We start from the raw sequence: 20,280 nt of genomic DNA on the forward strand, positions 1-20,280 counted from the left end.
GCAGAGCAAACTGCTGTATTCTCAAGCCTCCCCAAAAATCGGTTGTATGTTTTTGGAGCTAACCGATTTACTTCTCCTCAAAATGTATCCGTTCTTTTCCTGTATAAATATTAAATCGTTTTCCGCGCAAAAATCCGACTAAGGTGATGCCAAACTCCCTGGCTAAGGCAACGGCTAAACTACTGGGTGCAGATACCGCACAAACAATCGGGACACCTGCGGTTAGACATTTCTGTACTATCTCAAAGCTAGAACGTCCACTCACCAGAACAATTTGGTTGGTTAAAGGTAATTGATTACTCAAAAAAGCAGCGCCAATTAATTTATCCAAGGCGTTGTGGCGTCCCACATCTTCTCGTACTGAGAGTAATTTTCCTTGGGTGTCGAATAAGGCGGCGGCGTGTAATCCTCCGGTACTTGAGAAAATCCGCTGGGCGGTGTGTAATTGTTCGGGTAAACTATAAATAATATCTGGACTAACGGTTAATCCGGCTGAGATAATTGGACATCCCTGTAAATGTAGGGCTTCTAGACTGGCTTTTCCACAAACGCCACAGGCGCTGGTGGTAAAAAAGTGGCGTTCTAATCCGATAGTCGGGTTCGGTCTATCGCCTTTCCACTCGATCATCAAACCTAATGCTAAGTAGGTCGGTGTCAATAAAGCTATCTATATTAATTTCTGTAAATAAACCTAAAACTCTTACAAATGACAAATGACAAATGACAAATGACAAATGACAAATGACAAATGACGAATGACAATCTTCACCGTTCACGTTAATTATGTCCACCTACTTAGGGTCAAATGTCCAGCAATCCATACCGTTTCTGAAGTTGCAGCAATTTTAGTCGGGCTTCCCCTGCATTATCGGCTAAATCAGCAAACTCTAAAAACCGTTTCAACTCTTTTTTGAGCAAATTCCGTTCCACCTCTAACGTTTCACGTCCTAAATCTGGAGGCAGAACAATCATATCAAATAAAGTTGCCCGTTCCTTATCAGGATGCGGGCGCAAAATCCGCCCCCGCCGTTGAATAAACTGGCGGGGATTTCCACTACTAGCAAGAATAACAGCGGTTTGAATCGCTGGAATATCTACCCCTTCATCAAGACAGCGAATCGCCACCAATCCTTGTAATTTCCCGGTTTCAAATTGACGACGTAATTCCTCTCGTTCGGCTAAATGCGTGTCTGCTGTATAGGTGTTAATCCGATATCCAAGTTCACTTCCTAATAACCGGGTTACGGCTGCTAATTGACGAGTGGTTTCCTGACTTACACTGCCTTCCACTGAACCATCTCCACAATAAAATAACGTGTGATAGGTCTCTAATCGTTCTGCCATTAACTCTCGCAATGCGGTTAACTTGTTAGCCGCTGACCCAATTAAACGAGCGCGTTGCATTAATAAGGCAGTTACAGTATCATTATTCTGGATATCGACCCCTTCATTATTCATTAGCGCCCAGCCAATGCGTTTCGTAAATTTGGCATAGGCGATAGATTCAGTTTCGGTTAATTCCACTAATATTGGATAGTAGAGATAGTGAACTAATGCCCCTTGGTGAATCGCATCCGCTAAAGTCAGTTCAGGTTGCAAAACTGAGCCAAAATAGTTGAATAAGCCGTGGGTTCCTTCTTCATCAAAATAGCGTTCTGGTGTGGCGGATAGGGCAAGACGTAAGCCAATGTTGCGCGGTAAACTCTCTTCTAAGCGTCGAGACCCTAGGTTATGGGCTTCATCACCAACAATTAAGGTTTTGGGGGGAAGGTATTTGAGTTGAGATTGTAACCCCTCTGTAATCAATGTGGCGTTGGTGGTGATAATTGTCAGAAAAGATTGATTGCCCGATTGTAAGTTATAAAGGGCAGTAGACAGTGGATTTTGCCAATGGCGTACATTTTCAAATGCCAGAATCGGTTCTAAATTAAACGTCTGACATTCTCGCGCCCATTGGGTAACTAGATGACGATAGGGACAAACAACCAGTAAGACTTGTAAGCCGATTTGGTGATAGAGTTGGGTTGCGATCGCGAGGGCGGTAATTGTCTTGCCACTCCCTGTTGCCATCTTCAGCGTACCGCGTCCCTGATTGCTAAACCAGTTGGTTATCGCTTGTTGCTGGTAGGAACGCAGGTGCAGTGATGGGGGTAGCCGGGGACAACCTGGTGATATCATGTCCGGTTTTTGATGGCAGATGGCAGAGGGAGAGCAGGGGGAGCCATGTAGAGACGTGCCATGGCACGTCTGGAAGATGAGGGCGGGTTTTGAACCAACGTTATCATCAATAGCTGGCGCGAAGTCCCTAAACCCGCCCCTACAAATCAGGTTCCCTTGAAGGAAGCGAAGGGTCAACACTCAACACTAAAAAATTTCCCAAGCCTTTCCGCGATACCCAAAATTAAATAATTCTGGATGCAGGATTTCTGCCAAAATTTCTAACGAATCCACTAATCGGGGTCCGGGACGATTGAAATAAGCATTGCCATCGGTAATATAGACTCTCTTATTCCGTACCGCCTGTAACTCTGACCATTCTGGACGCTGAGTTAACTGCTGGGTTTCCTGACGGGTTCGCTCTAAATCAAAACCACAGGGCATAATAATCATAACCTGGGGGTCAGTTTTCAGTAGTGCATCCCATTCTAAGTACGGCGAATGCTTACCCAAGGCGGCAAATAAGTGATGACCTCCAGCCATATCGACTAATTCGGGAATCCAATTCCCACTCGCCATTAACGGATCAGTCCATTCGATCGCGGCGACTGTGGGTTGATTGGCGAGGGAGAGGTTCTGTGTCATTTGCTGAATGGTGTCCACACGAGATTGGAGTTGCTTCAGCAAGGGTTGCGCGTCTACGCCTAATGTAGCCGCTACTCGTTCAATATCTGCCCATACCTCGCTTAATTGATTCGGCTGCAAGGAAATTACTTTTGGCTGACTCTGGGTGAGTTCAGCAACCGCTTTCTCCACCTCTGGAAGATTGACCGCACAGACATCACATTGATCTTGAGTAACAATGTGGGTGGGTTGTAACTGTTCCAGGATATCGGTTTTAATTTGGTAGATGCTCAGGGCGTCCTTGACTAAGCGACGCACATCTCGGTCAATTTGGGCGCTTGGTTTTTCGGCATTTAGTCGCGCTTCGGTACAAATGGGGCGGTTTTGGATTTCAGGGGGATAGTCGCATTCGTGCGATCGCCCGACAATTGCATCGGTTAAGCCTAAAGCGGCGACAATCTCGGTAGCGCTAGGGAGTAGGGAGACTATTTTTAGGTCGGATGTTGGCATGATGGAGTGAAGATTTTATTTTTTCAACGCAGAGGAACGCAGAGGGTTACGCAGAGGGACGCAGAGGATTTGAGTGAAAATTTTGTAGAATGTAAAAGCACTCACTCGAAATTCATGAGGTTGGATTTGTTACTTTAACCGGATATTTGTGCTAAAACGTGTACTATTATCCGATGCCAAATTTTAGGTGATTTAGTTCTAATATGAAAGCATTGCTCGTCTATCCCCTCTTTCCCAAGACATTCTGGTCTTATGAAAAAATATTAGAATTAGTCGATCGCAAAGTTTTGCTGCCTCCTTTAGGGTTGCTCACTGTTGCGGCTATTTTACCACAGACGTGGGAATTTAAACTGGTGGATCGCAATATCCGAGCCGTCACCGAAGCGGAATGGGAATGGGCGGATATTGTGATTCTTTCAGCGATGATTGTCCAAAAAGGGGATTTACTGGCACAAATCCGGGAAGCCAAACGGCGAGGGAAACGGGTGGCTTGTGGGGGTCCTTTCCCCACCTCTGTTCCCGATGGGGTGCAGCAGGCGGGGACTGATTATCTGATTTTAGACGAAGGCGAAATTACATTACCCCTGTTTGTCGAGGCGATTCAACGGGGAGATGAGACAGGCATATTCCGTTCCAATGGGCAAAAACCGGATGTGACAACCACGCCAATTCCTCGGTTTGATTTATTGGAATTGGACGCTTATGATTCAATGTCGGTGCAATTCTCGCGCGGTTGTCCGTTTCAATGTGAATTTTGCGATATTATTGTCCTCTATGGACGCAAGCCCCGGACGAAAACACCCGCTCAGTTATTGGCAGAATTAGACTATCTCTATGAACTGGGATGGCGGCGGGGTGTGTTTATGGTTGATGATAATTTCATTGGCAATAAGCGGAATGTCAAGTTATTGCTCAAAGAATTAAAAGTTTGGCAAGAAGCACACCAGTATCCTTTCCGATTTAATACCGAAGCCTCGGTTGACTTGGCGCAAGATCCGGAACTGATGCAATTAATGGTCGAGTGCTATTTTGATGCCGTGTTTCTGGGAATTGAAACCCCCGATGAGGATAGTTTACAGTTGACCAAAAAATTCCAAAATACCCGCAGTTCGTTGGCTGAATCCGTGGATATTATTACTGAGGCAGGATTGCGGGTGATTGCTGGTTTTATTGTCGGTTTTGATGGGGAAAAATCTGGTGCGGGTTCGCGGATTGTCCGGTTTGCTGAACAGACAGGAATTCCGACTACAACCTTTGCCATGTTGCAAGCGTTACCAAATACAGCATTGTGGCATCGGTTAGATAAGGAGGGGCGACTCCGGGGCAAAGATGGCAATATTAACCAGACTACGTTAATGAATTTTATCCCCACTCGCCCTTTAGAAGAAATTGCCCGGGAATATGTCGAGGCGTTTTGGCAATTATATGAGCCAGAGCAATATTTAGATCGGGTGTATCGGTATTTCCTGAAACTCGGAGAACCCAAGTGTCAACCCCCATTTAAATTGCCGAGTTGGGTAGATTTAAAGGCAGTGGCAATTGTGTGTTGGCGACAGGGGCTGAAACGGAAAACACGCTGGAAGTTTTGGCATCATTTATTTAGTATGATTCGGCGAAATCCAGCGGTTTGGGAGCATTATTTAATTGTTTGCGCTCACAACGAGCATTTTATGGAATATCGTCATATTGTCCGGGATCAAATTGAGGAACAGTTGGCGGAGTTTTTGGCACGGGAGGAGAAGTTAAAAGCCTCTACAGAGAATCTGAAAACTCAGGTGACTGTATAACATAACGTGCTTCAAGTTTCTCTCCTACTGGTTTGGCACAGCTAAGTCAGTAAACAGTGATCAGTGAACAGTTATCAATAAGCAGTGCTAAGTCGAATGGTACTGACTTAAGGTTAGTGGGTTGAGCGAAGTCGAAACCCACGATGGCGGCTTGACACAGCTAAAATTGTGGAATAGATTTTACCATTGAATCGGGCGCAAGTCTTTGCGCCCCTACGGTTTCCGGGCGTAATTCTAATTCATCAAATAAGGTGTGCCACGCCCCTACGGTATATCAAAGGTTTCGGTGATTCCCTAATGCTTATTTCAGTGCCATTCGTGCTAAGTCTGTGACAACTGATAACTGATAACTGACAACTGATAACTGACAAGGAAACGTCTTGCGAAACTAAGATAAATCTAAGTTAGTTTTATTCGCAATCTGATCCTGTACTCCCATCTTAATGTCTTGAGCTATCTTCGTGAATTTATCGAGGCTCTTGGGTTGAGACTGTACGGTATCCGCTATAGCTTGGACGCTTTTAGCAACCTCTGAGTCGGTTTTGGCGACTTCTTCTATATGTTTGGCAAGGCGAGCCGCTTGATTGCCATTTAATGGCTGTTGCTCAGTTAGTTCTATCTCATTTGCCGTTGTGGGAAATCTATCTTGAAGTAGATGCCATAATTTGTGCCGTTGTTCAAGCAACTTTCCTTCGATGGGTTCACCTATTTTTTCTATAGCGTTTGTCAGTACCAAGGTAGCAATTGCTGGTTTTGTTAGTGAAGTGGATGTCATAAAGCATTATTATTGATAAACGGTTATACCTTAGCAAAGCATATCGAGGCAAGTTTATCGTCTATGGAAAGTTAGAGTTTGAGCAATACTGACATTTATACCACCAACATCGGGGTGCTATCACCACTCCCAGAGCCAAGTATCTCTCCTTCTGCGTAGAAGAAGCCCATAGCGCTTCTTTGCCTACGATTAAGTAGGTTGGTGGAAATTAGCGGGTGTCGGGGCTTACTGATAAACGTGCAAAATGTAAGGTTAACCTAATCCTTGAGTGGAGGCAAGTTTGTGCGTATAGGTTCATTACTGGGATTATTCTTATTTATCCTCTCAGTTTACATTTTGTGGAAAATCAAAACGGTTATTTTGCTCGGCTTTGCTGCCGTAGTTTTTGCCACTACACTTAACCGTCTGGTGAGATTTCTGCTCCGCTTTCGGCTCAAACGCGCTTTCGCTATTATTATATCTGTGGGCTTTTGTCTAGGATTACTAAGTGGTTTTTTTGTCCTGGTTGTTCCCCCCTTTATTGATCAAGTTCAGCAATTGATCGATTTAGTTCCAATTGGATTACAACAAATTCCTGAATGGGCAAACTGGGTAAGAAATTTGGTTCCCGATGGACTTTTAGATGATATTGGCGGTTTGAATGTTTTTACTCAAAATCTGCGCTCATGGGTAACAAAACTCTTTGGCAACTTTTTTGATATATTCTACAGCTCAATTGGTCTAGTCTTGAATATGTTGCTAGTTGTGGTTGTCACCATTATGTTACTCGCCAATCCTGAACCATACCGCCAGGGTTTTATCCTCCTCTTTCCTGCCTTTTATCGCCGCCGAATTCAGGAGATTCTGGATGAATGTGAAGATACTCTGGGAGGTTGGGCAGTCGGTATTCTCTTTAACATGACGGTAATTGCTATATTGAGTGGGCTTGGGTTATGGATTTTGCAGGTACAATTGCCACTGGCGAATGGTTTGTTAGCGGGTATATTCACGTTTATCCCCAATTTGGGTCCGACTTTAAGTGTAATTCCGCCCGTGGCATTGGCTTTACTGGATTCGCCTTGGAAAGCTCTAGCGGTGGTGATTTTGTATATAGTAATTCAGCAAATTGAAAGTAATATTTTAACTCCGCTGGTTATGCAAAAACAGGTGTCTTTGCTGCCAGCGGTTACGTTATTATCTCAGATGGCTTTTGCTATATTTTTTGGTATCTTTGGTTTGTTTCTGGCGCTTCCTATTGTTGTCGTGGCTCAGGTTTGCTTAAAAGAAGTTTTGGTCAAGGATATCCTAAACAAATGGGAATAGTTTAAGCTGTAATGCATTTAAATTGGGTATTAGTAGCGAGCAAGATGCAAAGCCTGCGGCATGGCTTCGCTAAACGCACTACAAGGATTGCGCCATTATTAATATTAAGGTTTAAATGCTGAACAGCTTATTAAAAAAGCATTTTTCAGGGGGCGTTGAACGAAGTGAAACCCAACAGATTTGCATCAAGTTTTTGTTTGTTGGGTCTCGTCCCTAGACCCAACCTACTCCTTTAATTTTATTTAAGAACTGAAGGAATTGCTGCCATTATCTGTGATGTAATGAATTCCGGTGTATCACTGACACTAATTGGAATGTGAAGATCGGCTTCTGCATACATAAGACGCCGTTTATCAAGTAAATTTTGCAGTGCTGCTGTTGGATCAGTTGTTTGTAATAATGGGCGTGTAGTATCATCTTGCAGACGCTGTATTAATAGGTCTACAGGGGCATCTAACCAGACAATTAAACCTTGGTGCAGATAACTCCAATTCATCTGTTTGAGTACAATGCCACCACCTGTGGCAACAGTCAAGTTAGTGTAAGCGGATACTTCTGACAAGACTTGAGCTTCTAACTGGCGAAATTCGTCCTCCCCCCTGTCAGCAAAAATCTGGTTAATGGTTTGTCCTGCTACTTGTTCAATTAGGACATCTGTGTCTACAAAACGATAGCCTAGTTCTTTTGCCAATCGTTGTCCTACGGTGGTTTTACCGACACCCATCATGCCAATCAGGTAGACATTGATGCCTTTTAATAAATCGTTCATCACTAAAGTGTTTCTCTCTCATCTCCTGGTTAAGACGAGTTATATTCTACCTGATTGCATCCTATAAAATTTCAATGCATCTTAGCTTATTGTGCCAATTGGGGGCAAAATTTACCCTGCTCAAGGATAGCCGCGATCGCTAATAAATCATCAACCTTGAGCGGTTTGGCGATATGGCTGTCAAACCCTGCGGTTAGGGCGAGTTGGCGATTTTGCTCAGTCGCTGCTACCGTCACCGCGATCGCGGTGACATGATACCCTGGTTTTGTCTCTAAGCCTCTGATTTGACGGATCAGCCAATAGCCATCTTCTTCCGGCAGAAGTAGCTCGCAGAGTAGAATATCCGGTTGAAAATCCTCAAATACCTCTAAAGCTTCCCTCGCGCCAGTAACAGTCAGAACATTGGCTTCTTCTTGCTCAAAAATGATGCTGAGTAATTCTCTGGAATCGGCATTGTGATCTACAACTAGAATCCGCCGATTTTTGAAATTATGGTTCATTAGTGTCGCTTAGCTTTTGTTGATTCAACCGCGATCGCCTACGCTGGCAAAGATTGAGTTAGACCTTTTGCTGTTCAAGCATTACACAATGAAGAGTATTCGTCGGTACGGTAGCGTACAGAGGTAGGGCTGGGGGAGCTGGGGGAGCTGGGGAAGCTGGGGAAGCTGGGGAAGCTGGGGAAGCTGGGGAAGCTGGGGGAGCTGGGGAAGCTGGGGAAGCTGGGGAAGCTGGGGAAGCAGGGGGAGCTGAGACGTTCCGATGAAACATCTTTTGTAGGAGCGGGTTTTACCACTAACGTTTCGTTTTCACCCTGATATAACTAAACCCGCCCCGCCCTAACCGTTCAATTATCACAAATGACGTAGCTTGCTTCTCGCTCCCTTGAGTATGACGAATGACGAATGACATAAGACAAATCACCGATCGCCCTGTTTCGGATAAAGTAAGCGATCGCACTCGTGTTTGACGACGCTGTAACATTCACACGCTATAGTTTCCAACAGTTCCCGATTGAGAATAGTAATCATCCCTCGGTGATGGCGAATTGCACCTGCCTCCTGAAGCTTGCCCGCCGCGACTGTCACCGTAGCACGACGGGTTCCCAGCATATTGCCCAGAAATTCTTGAGTGAGTCGCAACTCAGAGCCAGAAATACTATCCTGAGCGGAGAGTAACCAACGAGCCAGCCTTTGTTCTAGCCGATGCTGGCGATTGCAAGCCGCCGTTTGACTTACCTGATTTAATAGGGTTTGGGTGTAGAAGAGGAGCAATTGTTGCAATCTACCCCCTCGATCAAACTCGCGTTTCAGAATTGAGGCATCCATTTTCATTGCTGTGCCTTCAAGTTGCACAACGGCTTGGTTAATTGCCATCCTATCCCCCAGAAATACAGGAATCCCCACCATCCCCTCTTTCCCTACCATGCCCACTTCAGTTGTCGAACCATTTGCTAAGAGGGTGACTAAAGAAACCATCGCCCGATTCGGAAAATAGATATGGAGAATCGGTTCTCCAGGTTGATAAAGAATTTGTCCTAATGGCACAGAGACTTCTTCGAGGTGAGGAACAAGGCGTTGGTATTCCTGATCGGCTAGAGCCGTCAGCAGTTGATTAATCCTGATCAAATTGCTATTTAATGAGGGCATTTCAGTATAGTATTTTCAGGGAGGTTGTCAAGAACATCTGAGCATTTTTTGGTAGTATGAAGTCTGCATGACAACTCATTCTTCATCCCTTTGGCTTTGCCCTTGATCGACACCTACAGCGATTTTCAGGAACAACTGACACACCTGCCGCTCATTTTGGCAGGTCCCATCTTGCGGCGTACTGATCCCGATGGCGTCACGGTTTGGCTGGCACTGAAAGCGCCGAGTGTGGTCACGCTTCGAGTGTATACCACGATCGCAGGTCAGGGAAAAAGCCTTGATCGGGAACAGTTGACTGGATCACGCGCCACTGTAGCTGTGGGCAAATACCTGCATATTGTCGCGGTAACGGCTAAACCCATTGATGGATACTTACTCGAACCGGGACAAATTTATGCCTACGATTTGGAATTTGGCGATCGCAATCAAACCCTCAACGATGCCCTCAACGCCAGAGACGTTTTCCCAGTTATTACCGTTAGCTATTTAGACCACAATCTGCCCACATTTGCCATGCCGCCGGATGACTTAAATCATCTGCGGATCGTTCATGGTTCCTGTCGCAAAGCCCACGGAAACGGACAAGATGCCCTACCCCTGCTAGATGGTTTAATCGAACAGTCAGCCGATCAACCTAATCATAGACCTCATCAACTCTTTTTAACGGGGGATCAAATTTACGCCGATGATGTCGCTGATCCCCTGTTAGCCGCCCTCAGCGATATCGGGAATACGTTACTCGGTTGGGAGGAAGAATTGCCCTATAAAGGTGATTTTGTCAAGGGGTATTCCTGGAAAAAAGTGAGTGAATGGAAACCGGGACAGCGCACAGAAATTGCCCGAAATTATGCTGGCTTAACCGCGATGCTGGAGAATCAACCCGAACGCGCTAAAAGCCATCTATTTAGTCTGGGTGAATATTTGGCGATGTATCTGTTATCTTGGTCACCAATCCTGTGGGTGAATCATCTTACTAAAGGCAAGACAAGGGGGAAAAAGTCGAAATCATGGGATGAGGAAGTTGATGCGATTCAGGACTTTTCCAGGTATTTGTGGCAAGTCAGGCGATCGCTAGCGAATATCCCAACTTATATGGTTTTTGATGACCACGATGTTAGCGATGATTGGTATTTGAATCGGGAGTGGTGTAACCGAGTTTTAGGTAAACCTCTGGGCAGACAGATCGTCCAAAATGGACTATTAGCTTATGCCTTATGTCAGGCGTGGGGAAATACACCAGAACAGTTTACCTCTGAGCAACCGGGAGAAAAATTCTTGCAAGTGTTGCAACAATGGTCAGAATCAGCCGGGACAGATGCATCCGCCTGGGAAACGATGGGAAAATATTTGGGAGTGCCTGACATTGAAGCCGAAACAGGATTGCCGAAATTGAAACAGGATGGAGCGGTTTTAATTCTGAATCGAAATAATTCCGATGGTACTCCAACTTTAACCTGGCACTATAGCGTTAGAAGTTTTAAGCACGAAGTTATCGTATTAGATACGCGGACATGGCGCGGTTTTCCCATGGGAGAGGATCAAGCGATCGCGCCGCCAATGCTATTATCCCCCACAGCTTTTGATCAGCAGATTGAAGATCCTCTAGAAGAAACCGATCAGCTAAAAGCGGCGGGTAAGTCGAGGATTGAAGCCACATTAATTGTTTTACCAACCAACCTAATCCATGCGTCGTTAGTGGATATCGCCCAACGGTGGCATTGGCATCAGGGTAAGGTATTTGGCACAGATGTGGGGGATTCGTGGAACTTTCACGATGTCGCCTTTAGTAAGCTATTAACTGCGCTATTTCAGCGACGCGATCGCATTGTGTTACTGTCGGGAGATATTCACTATGGCTCCGTGGTTCGCCTCAACTATTGGGCTAATTCCCGTGGGAGACTCCAGAGACAAGCCGTCGGCTATGTCTGGGAAGCGGAAGAGAGGGACAATCATGACTCGGCATCGGTGCTAGTCCAGTTAACCTCTAGTTCCATCAAAAATGCTGATTTAAAAACGTATTTAGTTCATACCAAAGTTAAATCACTAGCATTAGAACAATCCGAATATTGGGTGGGATGGCAACACCCGCCGCAATTAGTGGAAATGATCGCCACTCCCGGTAAGGTGAGAATCCAAGATGTGCCAGTCCCCAGTCAAGGACCCTTTTGGCAGCAAATCCAGGTTCCTCAAGGCACTTGGGACATCGCGTGGCAAGTCGCCCTCAAGGAGGAGCGATCGCAACCCGACTGGCGGTATCGAACCGCATGGAGTAAACGCCAAAAAGCTGAACCCGTTCCTTGGCTGAAACGACATCCCCAGCCAGAATCCGGCAAAAAGCCACCCTTATGGCGAAGAGTTTTATTCGGTTCTCTATCGTGGTTATGGCGCAATCGCTGGCTACAAGAGGGTGACGAAATTGTCGGCTGTAATAACATTAGCGTTATCAGTTTCCAATGGTTGCCAGATGAGAATAAAGCCGTGATTCAAGACGTATATTGGCATCCACCCTGGAAGCCGAATACTGTGGTTAAAAGTCGATATTTTGCGCCCCTGCGGTTAGAGTCGCCTCCCCCCTTACCTACAATTAACAGTTAAGGCAGAAGGTAAGCTGTCATGCATTTAAATTAATATCAAGCCAGCGCTCAACCGTTTTTGGTTATGGGGATGCTGGTTGCGGGGTTAGCGTTAGGTCATGCGGGGATTTAGGGTTGAATTGTAGAGACGTTCTGTTGAAATGTCTCTGTTCGTCTCAAATTATTCATTTAATAGCCTTTCAAATTCATCTGGCGTGAAGGGGTTTTTCCCGGCGCGGAGTTGATCAATCCAGCGCTGTGGTTGTTTTTTATACTCATTATTGTCAATCGATTCAATGAATATCTGGAAATCCTCAATGGCTCCTACGGTATCCCCAGTTAGCGCCCTGGCAATACCGCGACTCTTCCGAAAAACTCCATTTTCAGGTGCAAGAGTTACAGCTTTTTCACAAGCATCCATTACCTGAGTCGCCTGTTGTTGCAAACTACCGAACCAACAGATCTGATTCCAAGAATAGGCAGAAATTGCTAGAGTGGGATCTAATTCTAGGGCTTGGGTGTAGGAGTTAATCGCCTCGGATATTTGCCCCTCTCGTGCCAACCTCTCTCCTGTGTTAACCTTTCCCTGTGCCGCAAAAATGTAGGCAACAGATTTAGGAGCGTTGTCTTTAGCTTGTGGATTTAGGTCAATATCAGGGTAAAACTTCCGAGCTTTGGTGTAGAAATTAATCGCCTCTGTTATTTTTCCATCTCGCGCCATTACTCGACCTTTATTCACGTAAAAATCAGCCTTTTCTTTTGAGTCCCAGACATCATATTCCATACAAATTTCAGCAGCCTTTTGACTAACTTCAATTGGGTGCATATCAACTGTGTAGGTTGGGTTGAGGAACGAAACCCAACTCCTTGGGTTCCCTTGAACATTTTGTGTAAACCTGATAGGCTCCCCTTTAATTGTAGTCTCCTCCACAAAAATTGTTTCAGGAGCAATCAGGATAGGATGATTCTTCAACGTCTCACACGCCATTGCCAGCGAAGTTTCCCAACTGCCACTCTGCCATAAACTGATTGTCCCACCAGAACTACCGCTAACAATCCGCTTTTCATCTGAACTAAATGCCACCGAGGAAATTTGACCAGCAGATTCTTTCAAAAGCAGATCAACCATAGTCCCCTGGTTATTCCATCGCTTCACAGTCCCATCAGAAGTACCGCTGATAATGCCATTTGGACTAAAGGCTACTGATAAGACCGAAGCCCGATTGGGTTTGAAGGATTGAATCAGTTTACCTTGGTTGTCACACAATCTTACCGTCCCATCTGCACTGCCACTAACAATTCGCTGACTGTCAGGACTAAAAGCTAATGAAAAGATGCGCTCCCGATGTGCTTGGCAGTATTCACCAATCGGTTCACCCTGATTATTCCACACTCTCACAGTCCCGTTTTTACCACCACTGGCAATTTGCTGACCATCCGGACTAAAAGCGACGGCTCTCACCCCACCCTGATGTTTTAAGGGTTGAGGGAGAATGGGTTTGCCTTGCTTATTCCACAAGATGATTGTTCCGTCATCACTACCGCTGACAATTTTTTCACCATCCCGACTAAAGGCAACTGAATACACGTTACTCTGATGACCTTTTAAGGGTTGAGGGATAAAACGTTTGCCTTGTCTATTCCACAAGATGATAGTTTGATTATGATTCCCACTACCACTACCACTGACTATTTGCTGACCATTGGGGCTAACTGCTACTGAAAACACCAACGCTTTATGTCTGATTAAGGGTTGACCAATGGCTTTACCTTGGCTATCCCACAATCTTACAGTACCGTTTTCGTCACCACTGATAATTTGTTCACCATTTGGGCTAAATGCGACTGACGTAACCTCACCTCGATGTCCGATTAAGGGTTGACCAATGGGTTTACTTTGGCTATCCCACAATCTTACAGTACCGTCATTACTACTACTGGCAATCTCTGTACCGTCGGGGCTAAATGCTACAGACAACACCAACGCTTTATGTCCGATTAAAGGTTGACCAATAGGTTTACCTTGGCGATTCCACAACCTTACAGTCATGTCATAACCGCCACTAACAATTTGTTCACCATTCGGGCTAAATGCCACTGATCTTACCCAACCTTGATGTCCGATTAAGGGTTGACCAATGGGTTTACCTTGGCGATTCCACACCCTCACTGTCTCGTCTGCACCACCACTAACAATTTGTTCACCATTTCGGCTAAATGCCACTGATGTAACATAACCCTGATGTCCTTTCCAGGGTTGACCAATAGGTTTACCTTGGCTATCCCACAGCCGGATTGTCTTGTCATAACTGGTACTGACAATTTGCGTGCCGTCGGGACTAAATTCCACTGCACTGACCCTTTTCGGATGTCCTCTCCAGAGTTTAATCGATGTACCTTGGTTATCCCACAGCCTCAGTATCCCGTTAACATCCCCACTAACAATTTGCTGACTATATGGGCTAAATGCTACCGATGTTACCCAACTCTGATGTCCTTTCCAGGGTTGACCAATGGGCTTACCTTGGCGATTCCACAACTTCACTGTCCCATCTGCACCACCACTGACAATTTGCTGACTATCTGGGCTAAATGCGACTGATGTAACATAACCCTGATGTCCTTGCCAGGGTTGACCAATGGGTTGACCTTGGCGATTCCACAGTCTCAGTGTCCCATCTTCGCCACCACTAACAATTTGCTTGCCATCCGGACTATAAGCAACTGTCTGAACCTTACCCTGATGACCTGTTAGTATAGTGAGTTCTCTAACAGTTCTCGTCGCATCATAGAGACTGACAGACACCTCTGGAAAAACCTGCTGACGAACCTCAGAGGATGAGGATAGAGTCTCACCTGTTGCCTTAATTGCCCAAACTATTGCCTCTACAGGTTGAATGGGCAACAAAGCATTCACACGCGCTGTATTTTCATGCAGTTCTGTGATTTTGAGTTGCTTTTTAGCTATTAACCGGAGACTGGTGAATACAATAGCCACAATCGTTACTATTCCAATAACAGTAACGATTGATCCACTTATCAACCATTTATTTTTTAGGCGTTGCCAGATACTTTTTTGAATAAATTCTTGCGCCAAACTAGACAACAAACCCAAATCTGAATAGTTCTGACAATAATTCTTTGCCTCGGTTAATTTTGCCCCTTTGAGGAGGTAGTCTGGATGCCTACCATTATCTTGCCACTCCTTAGCTGCTTCCTCTAACTTACGCTCTATTCGCATCGCTTCCCGATGCTCCGTCAACCACTGACGTAGGCGTGTCCAATGGCGAATTAGAGCTTCGTGTGCGACATCCACGACAGTTAAACTAGCTTCCTTTTCTCCCCTTACTTGCAGTTGAGATGTGACAAGTAACCGAGCATCGGCTAACTGGGTAATCACCTGCTCGACTAATTCCTGAGATAACTTATTGTTGATAAAATCCTGTTTAAATACCTGCCTACGGGTATCTTCGGTTCCTTCTCCCAGTTGCGTCAATTCCAGAAAAATCCGTTTAGCAATCAATTGCTGTTCTTTAGACAGAGACTCATACACCTGATCTGCCCGTTTTTGCAGCGTTCCCTTGACGCCGCCCAATTTGGTATAGTCTGCCAAGGTCAACAGATTCAGCTGACGCTGCCGCCACAGTTCAGTTAGGGTATATTGCAATAGGGGTAAACTCCCTGGTCCCTCGACATCCTGTAGCATCTGAGTTACCAATTCCCGCTCGATTTCTAAGCCGACTTGTTTGGCGGGTTCGGTGATAGCGGCGGCTAATTCTTCAGTATTCATTGGGGTGATGGTGACTAAATTCTCTTGGATGCGGTTAGCCAGTCCGCCATAATCCTGTTCCGCACATTTGCCAAAGAAGTCCGCCCGCATGGTAATTACCACGGTGAGATTTAACCTGAGACCTAACCCCCCAGCCCCCTTCCCTGCGAGGGAAGGGGGAGCAATATTCTCCTCCCCTTGCAGAAGAGAACCAGAGGGGTAAGAAGGGGGAGCAATATTCCCCTCCCCTTGCAGGGGAGGGGCTAGGGGAGAGGTCGATTCTAAATCTTGCCCTTGCTGATAATCGGGTAATTTCTGGTCTGAGGTGATAGGTTGGTTCGGGCGCCGATTCAGACCCCGATTCGGATACCATCCTTGCGCCCCTACATCATGATCATGATTAAACGGATCAACCGCCGCCATATTCCCCTCCCCTTGCAGGGGAGGGGTTAGAGGAGAGGTCACTCCCAGTAAACACTCAAAAAACTGTTCCCGTTCCCTGTCATCCTGACACAGGGTAAACACTTCCTCAAACTGATCCACCACCAACACCACACGAGGCGCATCAATCGCCCCAACCAACTCGGCTAAACCCGCCGCCCCCTGAGACGCCAATTGTTCAACCTCTCCTGACTCCGCCGCCTCATCCACCAACGCCAAGGCTAAACTCTTTAACGGATGTTCTCCTGGTCTAAAAATCCGAATCGCCCATTGGTCACTTCCCGACAAACGCTGTCCCAGTTTCAACTGATACAATAACCCCGCCTTAACCAGAGACGACTTCCCACTCCCCGACGCACCCACCACCGCCAGAAAATTCCCCTGGCGTATTTTCGCCAACAATTGATCCGTCAACGCGGTGCGCCCATAAAAATAATTGGGATCTTGATCATTAAACTCAAAAGACTCCAATCCCTTATAGGGACAGACTTTCGCTATTGATACCGCCCGTTCTATCGTTTCCTTTCTCCCCGTCAGCAGAATCTCACCGCCAGAGTTGTGAAAAATCGGACATTGACGCGAGGTCAATAACTGACGATTAATCGCCTCGACTAAACTATAATTTGTCACCCACCTCTGTAACTTTCCCTCTGGACGCAACCCCGGTAACAGCGCCCCGGTTAATACCCCATGCTGTCCGCCAAATTCCTCATACGCCACCTCAAAATCACGAGACGCCGCAATAAAACAGCGATCGCGTGCTTCCCCCACCGCCCCCGGATCAGCCTCTAAAAAGTTAAGCAATTCCCCACTATGACAGCAATCCAGCCAAACAATCTGCTGACGCACAGGACTTTCTTGCAGTAATCGCCGTAACCATTGCAAGGAAACCCCCCATTTTCCATCTTGAGGTTTCACATCACTGGTTGCCAAAAATCCTTCACTGACTCCCCCTTGGTCATTCCTTAAACCATGTCCCGCAAAAAACAGCAACGCCGTATCCGGAACCTGGCGACTGGGGGGATTAAATAATTGTGCGATCGCCTCTTGTAGCGTTTTCACCCGTACCAATTGGGTGGGATGAGGTTTAGCGGCGACGTGGGGATTCCCGTCTTGGTCATACATTTCTGGTAACCGTCGCACCCGAAACTGTCCATAAGTTTCCAAAATCTGCGCCACCGCTTCAGCATCGGCGGCGGGTTTATCCAGATGTCGGGATTTTTTCGTCCGTCCGTCTCGGAGTAACGGATAAAGATTAATCCCGACGACCAACGCTTCCCTGTCCATTGCTGCCAATTAGTAGAGTTTAGCTATTTAACCTTATTATAGGTTTTTGAGGTTTATTTTGCGGCAATTAAAATTTTCAAAGAATTAAAATTTTTGTGTCTGAATTCACCCAAAATCCGGAATCTGAAATCCATTGCTTGTAAAGTTATAGTCATATAGGATAGGAAGGTACTGATTACCATTCCTATTACTTTATATTTTGTAACAATTTCAGGATTACCGATGGATAATCTAACCACGAATAATATATTACTAGCGCTATTGCTTGCTCTTCGAGACTTAGACACCTCTCTCACTGAACAAGAAACAGCCGACCTGACCGATATTTCCCATCGATTATATCTCGAACCCGCCGCCTGGGAATCAGACATCGCCCCTAGTTTACTCTCAATTATTCAGGTGAACCCGAACTTAAATCAGCGGTATCAAACCGCCAAATCTCAACTTGATCAAGTGGGTGATACCCTTCCCCCCGATTTACTCCCCACCTCAGCCGAACTCGAACACGTCGCCTCTGCTACTGCACCAAAAGAACGCGGTTTTCCTCCTGTGGCTGACGAGTCTGAATCAGATAGCCTAGAAATTAATAATATCGCGATCGATATATTATCGCAGCCCAACCCATCGGCAACGGCGAAAAAACTTAGTAGTTTAGACAAACTCAAACAATTCTTGCAAAAGCCTACAGCTAATACATAATTGCAGATATCCCAATAACTTAAGTTTAGCTAAAATTGTGAACTCGATTTTACGGGGAAAGGGCGCACGTCAGTAAAGGAGACACGTCATCCGTGTCAACTTAAGCTCAAACCCTCACTCCCAGCCCCTCTCCCAAGCTTGGGAGAGGGGAGTAAGAGGGGAGTAAGAGAATCTGGTTCCCCTTCTCCCCACGGTGGGAGAAGGGGTTAGGGGATGAGGGGGAATTTTTGAGCCGTAGATAGACATAGCTGAAAAGCTTACCAGTATTGGTTTTTGACCTTAACTTGACGCCAATGCACGTCGGTGCGATCCTACGGTTTCTGGATGTAACCTTCATTCACTAAATTAGGCGTATAACGCCAGTACAGTAGTTGTTGATTTGAATTTTATATTTTATCTTTTGTCTTTAAACTATGAGTGATATTATCTATCCTACCCTCGATCTGTTTCTCTATGACCTCAGAAACGGCTTAGGCGAAAGTCAAGCCGACATCGAACAAAATCGCATCCAATTCCAGAAAAAACTCCCCGCCAGCGTTCACCCTCTCCTCTTTCAAAAAGATAACTACTTTGAAGTCGAATATCAAGAACTCCTACCAAAAGTTCACCCCTTTGAAACCCCGGCAGAACCCGATTCCTTGCAAGGCTATTACTATCCCGTGCGTTTAGGCGATACCTACGGACTTATTCTCGACTGTTCGATTAACAATCAAACTGAACCCCAACCCGCCCAATCTTTTGCCACCCTAAAAACCGAAATTGAACAACGATCGCACGGTGAAACCGCCACCATTGGACAAAGCTGGATTATGTCTGGCTGGCTTCCTCAGCCGGAAAGCCAAAATCCTGACGCTGTTGCCCAAGCCTGTTACAAGTCATTAATTCCTAATGGAAATTGGCAACAGGATTTAGAAGGACAAGGGCAATTTTTAGGGGCGACTATCTATGAACTCAAGCGCTACCGCTTGGTGATGAAAGAGAACACTGATATCACCAATATTGCCAACTTACAAGACAATCAACATGTTCTAATTATCCTCTATCCCGACAGAGCCGCCGCCGAAACTGCTGCCCGTTTCTATGATGACTGGTTGCGCTTATTCTATTACCGCAACAAAATCCTCTGGGCTTACAGTCAAAGCCGTTTATTAAAGCAAACCATTAAACATTATTTTGCCGCCATTGAAGCCGGACGAAAATCCATCCATCTGGCGCGATCGCAGAGACGAGAGTTTGACAAAGTTCGCCAACAATTAGAGCAAACTCAGGATATTTTAAATCGCTATACAATTAACCTAAACCAGCTTGACTTTCAAGCCCGCACGATTGATATTAATCTAAGTAACTATAAAAAACGAGTCGCCCGCATCGCCAAACAATCAGACAGTGACTTAGCCTTTTTAAACGAATTTAGCGAATTAGTCACCGATAAATACCTGCTGCAAATCCACAAAGACACCGAAAATCTGGAACGCGGACTGAGATTACTCGAAGACACGATTAATGCGATTCGCTCTCGTGTAGAATTAGATAAAGCCGAACGCGATCGCAACTTCCAAGATACCGTGGCTGTCATTGGTGTGGGCTGGACAGTGGGTTCCTTTGTCGCCTCTCTAGACAAGCTGGGTGAGGACAAGCAAGACCCAATTCGATTGCTAATTTCTAATTCTCAACTTGTTCCTAAACCTTGGGTTGAACCCGCTATCCCCCTCACCTACACCCTAACTGTCGCCTTAGCTGCGGCGTTAGTGACTTGGCTAATTCGGCGGTTTTGGGCTTAAGTTGAATAGTACTGACTTAAAGCTGGTGGGTTGAGCGAAGTCGGTGGGTTGAGCGAAGTCGGTGGGTTGAGCGAAGTCGGTGGGTTGAGCGAAGTCGGTGGGTTGAGCGAAGTCGGTGGGTTGAGCGAAGTCGGTGGGTTGAGCGAAGTCGGTGGGTTGA

General features: G+C 45.9%; 12 protein-coding genes and 2 pseudogenes. 5 read left to right on the forward strand and 9 right to left on the reverse strand.

Annotation, left to right across the window (positions count from 1 at the left end; genetic code table 11):
* Positions 1-67: 67 nt before the first annotated feature.
* From fdhD to RH949_RS25205, 3 genes and pseudogenes are all read right to left on the reverse strand, one after another.
* Positions 68-586, reverse strand: a pseudogene (gene fdhD / locus RH949_RS25195) (formate dehydrogenase accessory sulfurtransferase FdhD); the annotation flags it as partial.
* 215 nt (positions 587-801) lie between these two features.
* Positions 802-2,178 (reverse strand): DNA phosphorothioation system restriction enzyme, encoded by a 1,377-nt coding sequence (locus tag RH949_RS25200; protein WP_044210940.1) that lies wholly within the window; start codon positions 2,176-2,178, stop codon positions 802-804.
* A gap of 186 nt (positions 2,179-2,364) precedes the next feature.
* Complete coding sequence (locus tag RH949_RS25205; protein ID WP_446356995.1) at positions 2,365-3,291, reverse strand: cobalamin-binding protein; 927 nt, start codon at positions 3,289-3,291, stop codon at positions 2,365-2,367.
* A gap of 203 nt (positions 3,292-3,494) precedes the next feature.
* On the opposite strand from RH949_RS25205, the gene RH949_RS25210 reads away from it, so the two are divergent.
* Positions 3,495-5,078, forward strand: coding sequence for a B12-binding domain-containing radical SAM protein (locus RH949_RS25210; RefSeq protein ID WP_446356997.1), 1,584 nt, complete (start codon positions 3,495-3,497; stop codon positions 5,076-5,078).
* Positions 5,079-5,466: 388 nt separating this feature from the next.
* Here RH949_RS25210 and RH949_RS25215 read toward each other — a convergent pair whose 3' ends face one another.
* Positions 5,467-5,853: a hypothetical protein gene (locus RH949_RS25215; RefSeq protein WP_446356999.1), complete on the reverse strand. Its 387-nt coding sequence runs from the start codon at positions 5,851-5,853 to the stop codon at positions 5,467-5,469.
* A 282-nt stretch (positions 5,854-6,135) separates the two neighbouring features.
* Between RH949_RS25215 and RH949_RS25220 the strand changes: the two genes are divergently transcribed.
* Positions 6,136-7,155 carry an AI-2E family transporter gene (locus RH949_RS25220; protein WP_446357001.1) on the forward strand — a complete coding sequence of 340 codons (1,020 nt, stop codon included), beginning with the start codon at positions 6,136-6,138 and terminating at the stop codon, positions 7,153-7,155.
* Between the two features lie 238 nt (positions 7,156-7,393).
* On the opposite strand, the gene RH949_RS25225 is transcribed toward RH949_RS25220, so the two are convergent.
* From RH949_RS25225 to RH949_RS25235, 3 genes are all read right to left on the reverse strand, one after another.
* Entirely contained in the window at positions 7,394-7,924 is a 531-nt protein-coding gene (locus tag RH949_RS25225; protein ID WP_044210942.1) for a shikimate kinase, read from the reverse strand.
* A gap of 86 nt (positions 7,925-8,010) precedes the next feature.
* The gene (locus RH949_RS25230; protein ID WP_006105892.1) at positions 8,011-8,424 is read right to left on the reverse strand and encodes a response regulator; all 414 of its coding nucleotides are present in this window, start codon (positions 8,422-8,424) and stop codon (positions 8,011-8,013) included.
* A gap of 417 nt (positions 8,425-8,841) precedes the next feature.
* Positions 8,842-9,570, reverse strand: a complete 729-nt coding sequence (locus RH949_RS25235) for a Crp/Fnr family transcriptional regulator (protein ID WP_446357004.1) — start codon at positions 9,568-9,570, stop codon at positions 8,842-8,844.
* Positions 9,571-9,726: 156 nt separating this feature from the next.
* Here RH949_RS25235 and RH949_RS25240 point away from each other — a divergent pair, with 156 nt between their 5' ends.
* The gene (locus tag RH949_RS25240) at positions 9,727-12,165 is read left to right on the forward strand and encodes a PhoD-like phosphatase (RefSeq protein ID WP_446357006.1); all 2,439 of its coding nucleotides are present in this window, start codon (positions 9,727-9,729) and stop codon (positions 12,163-12,165) included.
* Positions 12,166-12,324: 159 nt separating this feature from the next.
* Here the strand turns inward: RH949_RS25240 and RH949_RS25245 are convergent, their stop codons facing one another.
* Positions 12,325-17,640 carry an nSTAND1 domain-containing NTPase gene (locus tag RH949_RS25245; protein ID WP_446357008.1) on the reverse strand — a complete coding sequence of 1,772 codons (5,316 nt, stop codon included), beginning with the start codon at positions 17,638-17,640 and terminating at the stop codon, positions 12,325-12,327.
* 222 nt (positions 17,641-17,862) lie between these two features.
* Here RH949_RS25245 and RH949_RS25250 point away from each other — a divergent pair, with 222 nt between their 5' ends.
* Both RH949_RS25250 and RH949_RS25255 read left to right on the forward strand, forming a co-directional pair.
* Complete coding sequence (locus tag RH949_RS25250; RefSeq protein WP_446357010.1) at positions 17,863-18,339, forward strand: hypothetical protein; 477 nt, start codon at positions 17,863-17,865, stop codon at positions 18,337-18,339.
* 413 nt (positions 18,340-18,752) lie between these two features.
* The gene (locus RH949_RS25255; RefSeq protein WP_446357012.1) at positions 18,753-20,120 is read left to right on the forward strand and encodes a hypothetical protein; all 1,368 of its coding nucleotides are present in this window, start codon (positions 18,753-18,755) and stop codon (positions 20,118-20,120) included.
* Here RH949_RS25255 and RH949_RS25260 read toward each other — a convergent pair.
* Positions 20,097-20,280, reverse strand: a pseudogene (locus RH949_RS25260) (hypothetical protein); the annotation flags it as partial. The gene RH949_RS25255 and the pseudogene RH949_RS25260 sit on opposite strands and share 24 nt — an antisense overlap.

The sequence above is a fragment of the Coleofasciculus sp. A1-SPW-01 genome (genome assembly GCF_040217205.1).
Lineage (GTDB): Bacteria > Cyanobacteriota > Cyanobacteriia > Cyanobacteriales > Coleofasciculaceae > Coleofasciculus > Coleofasciculus chthonoplastes_A.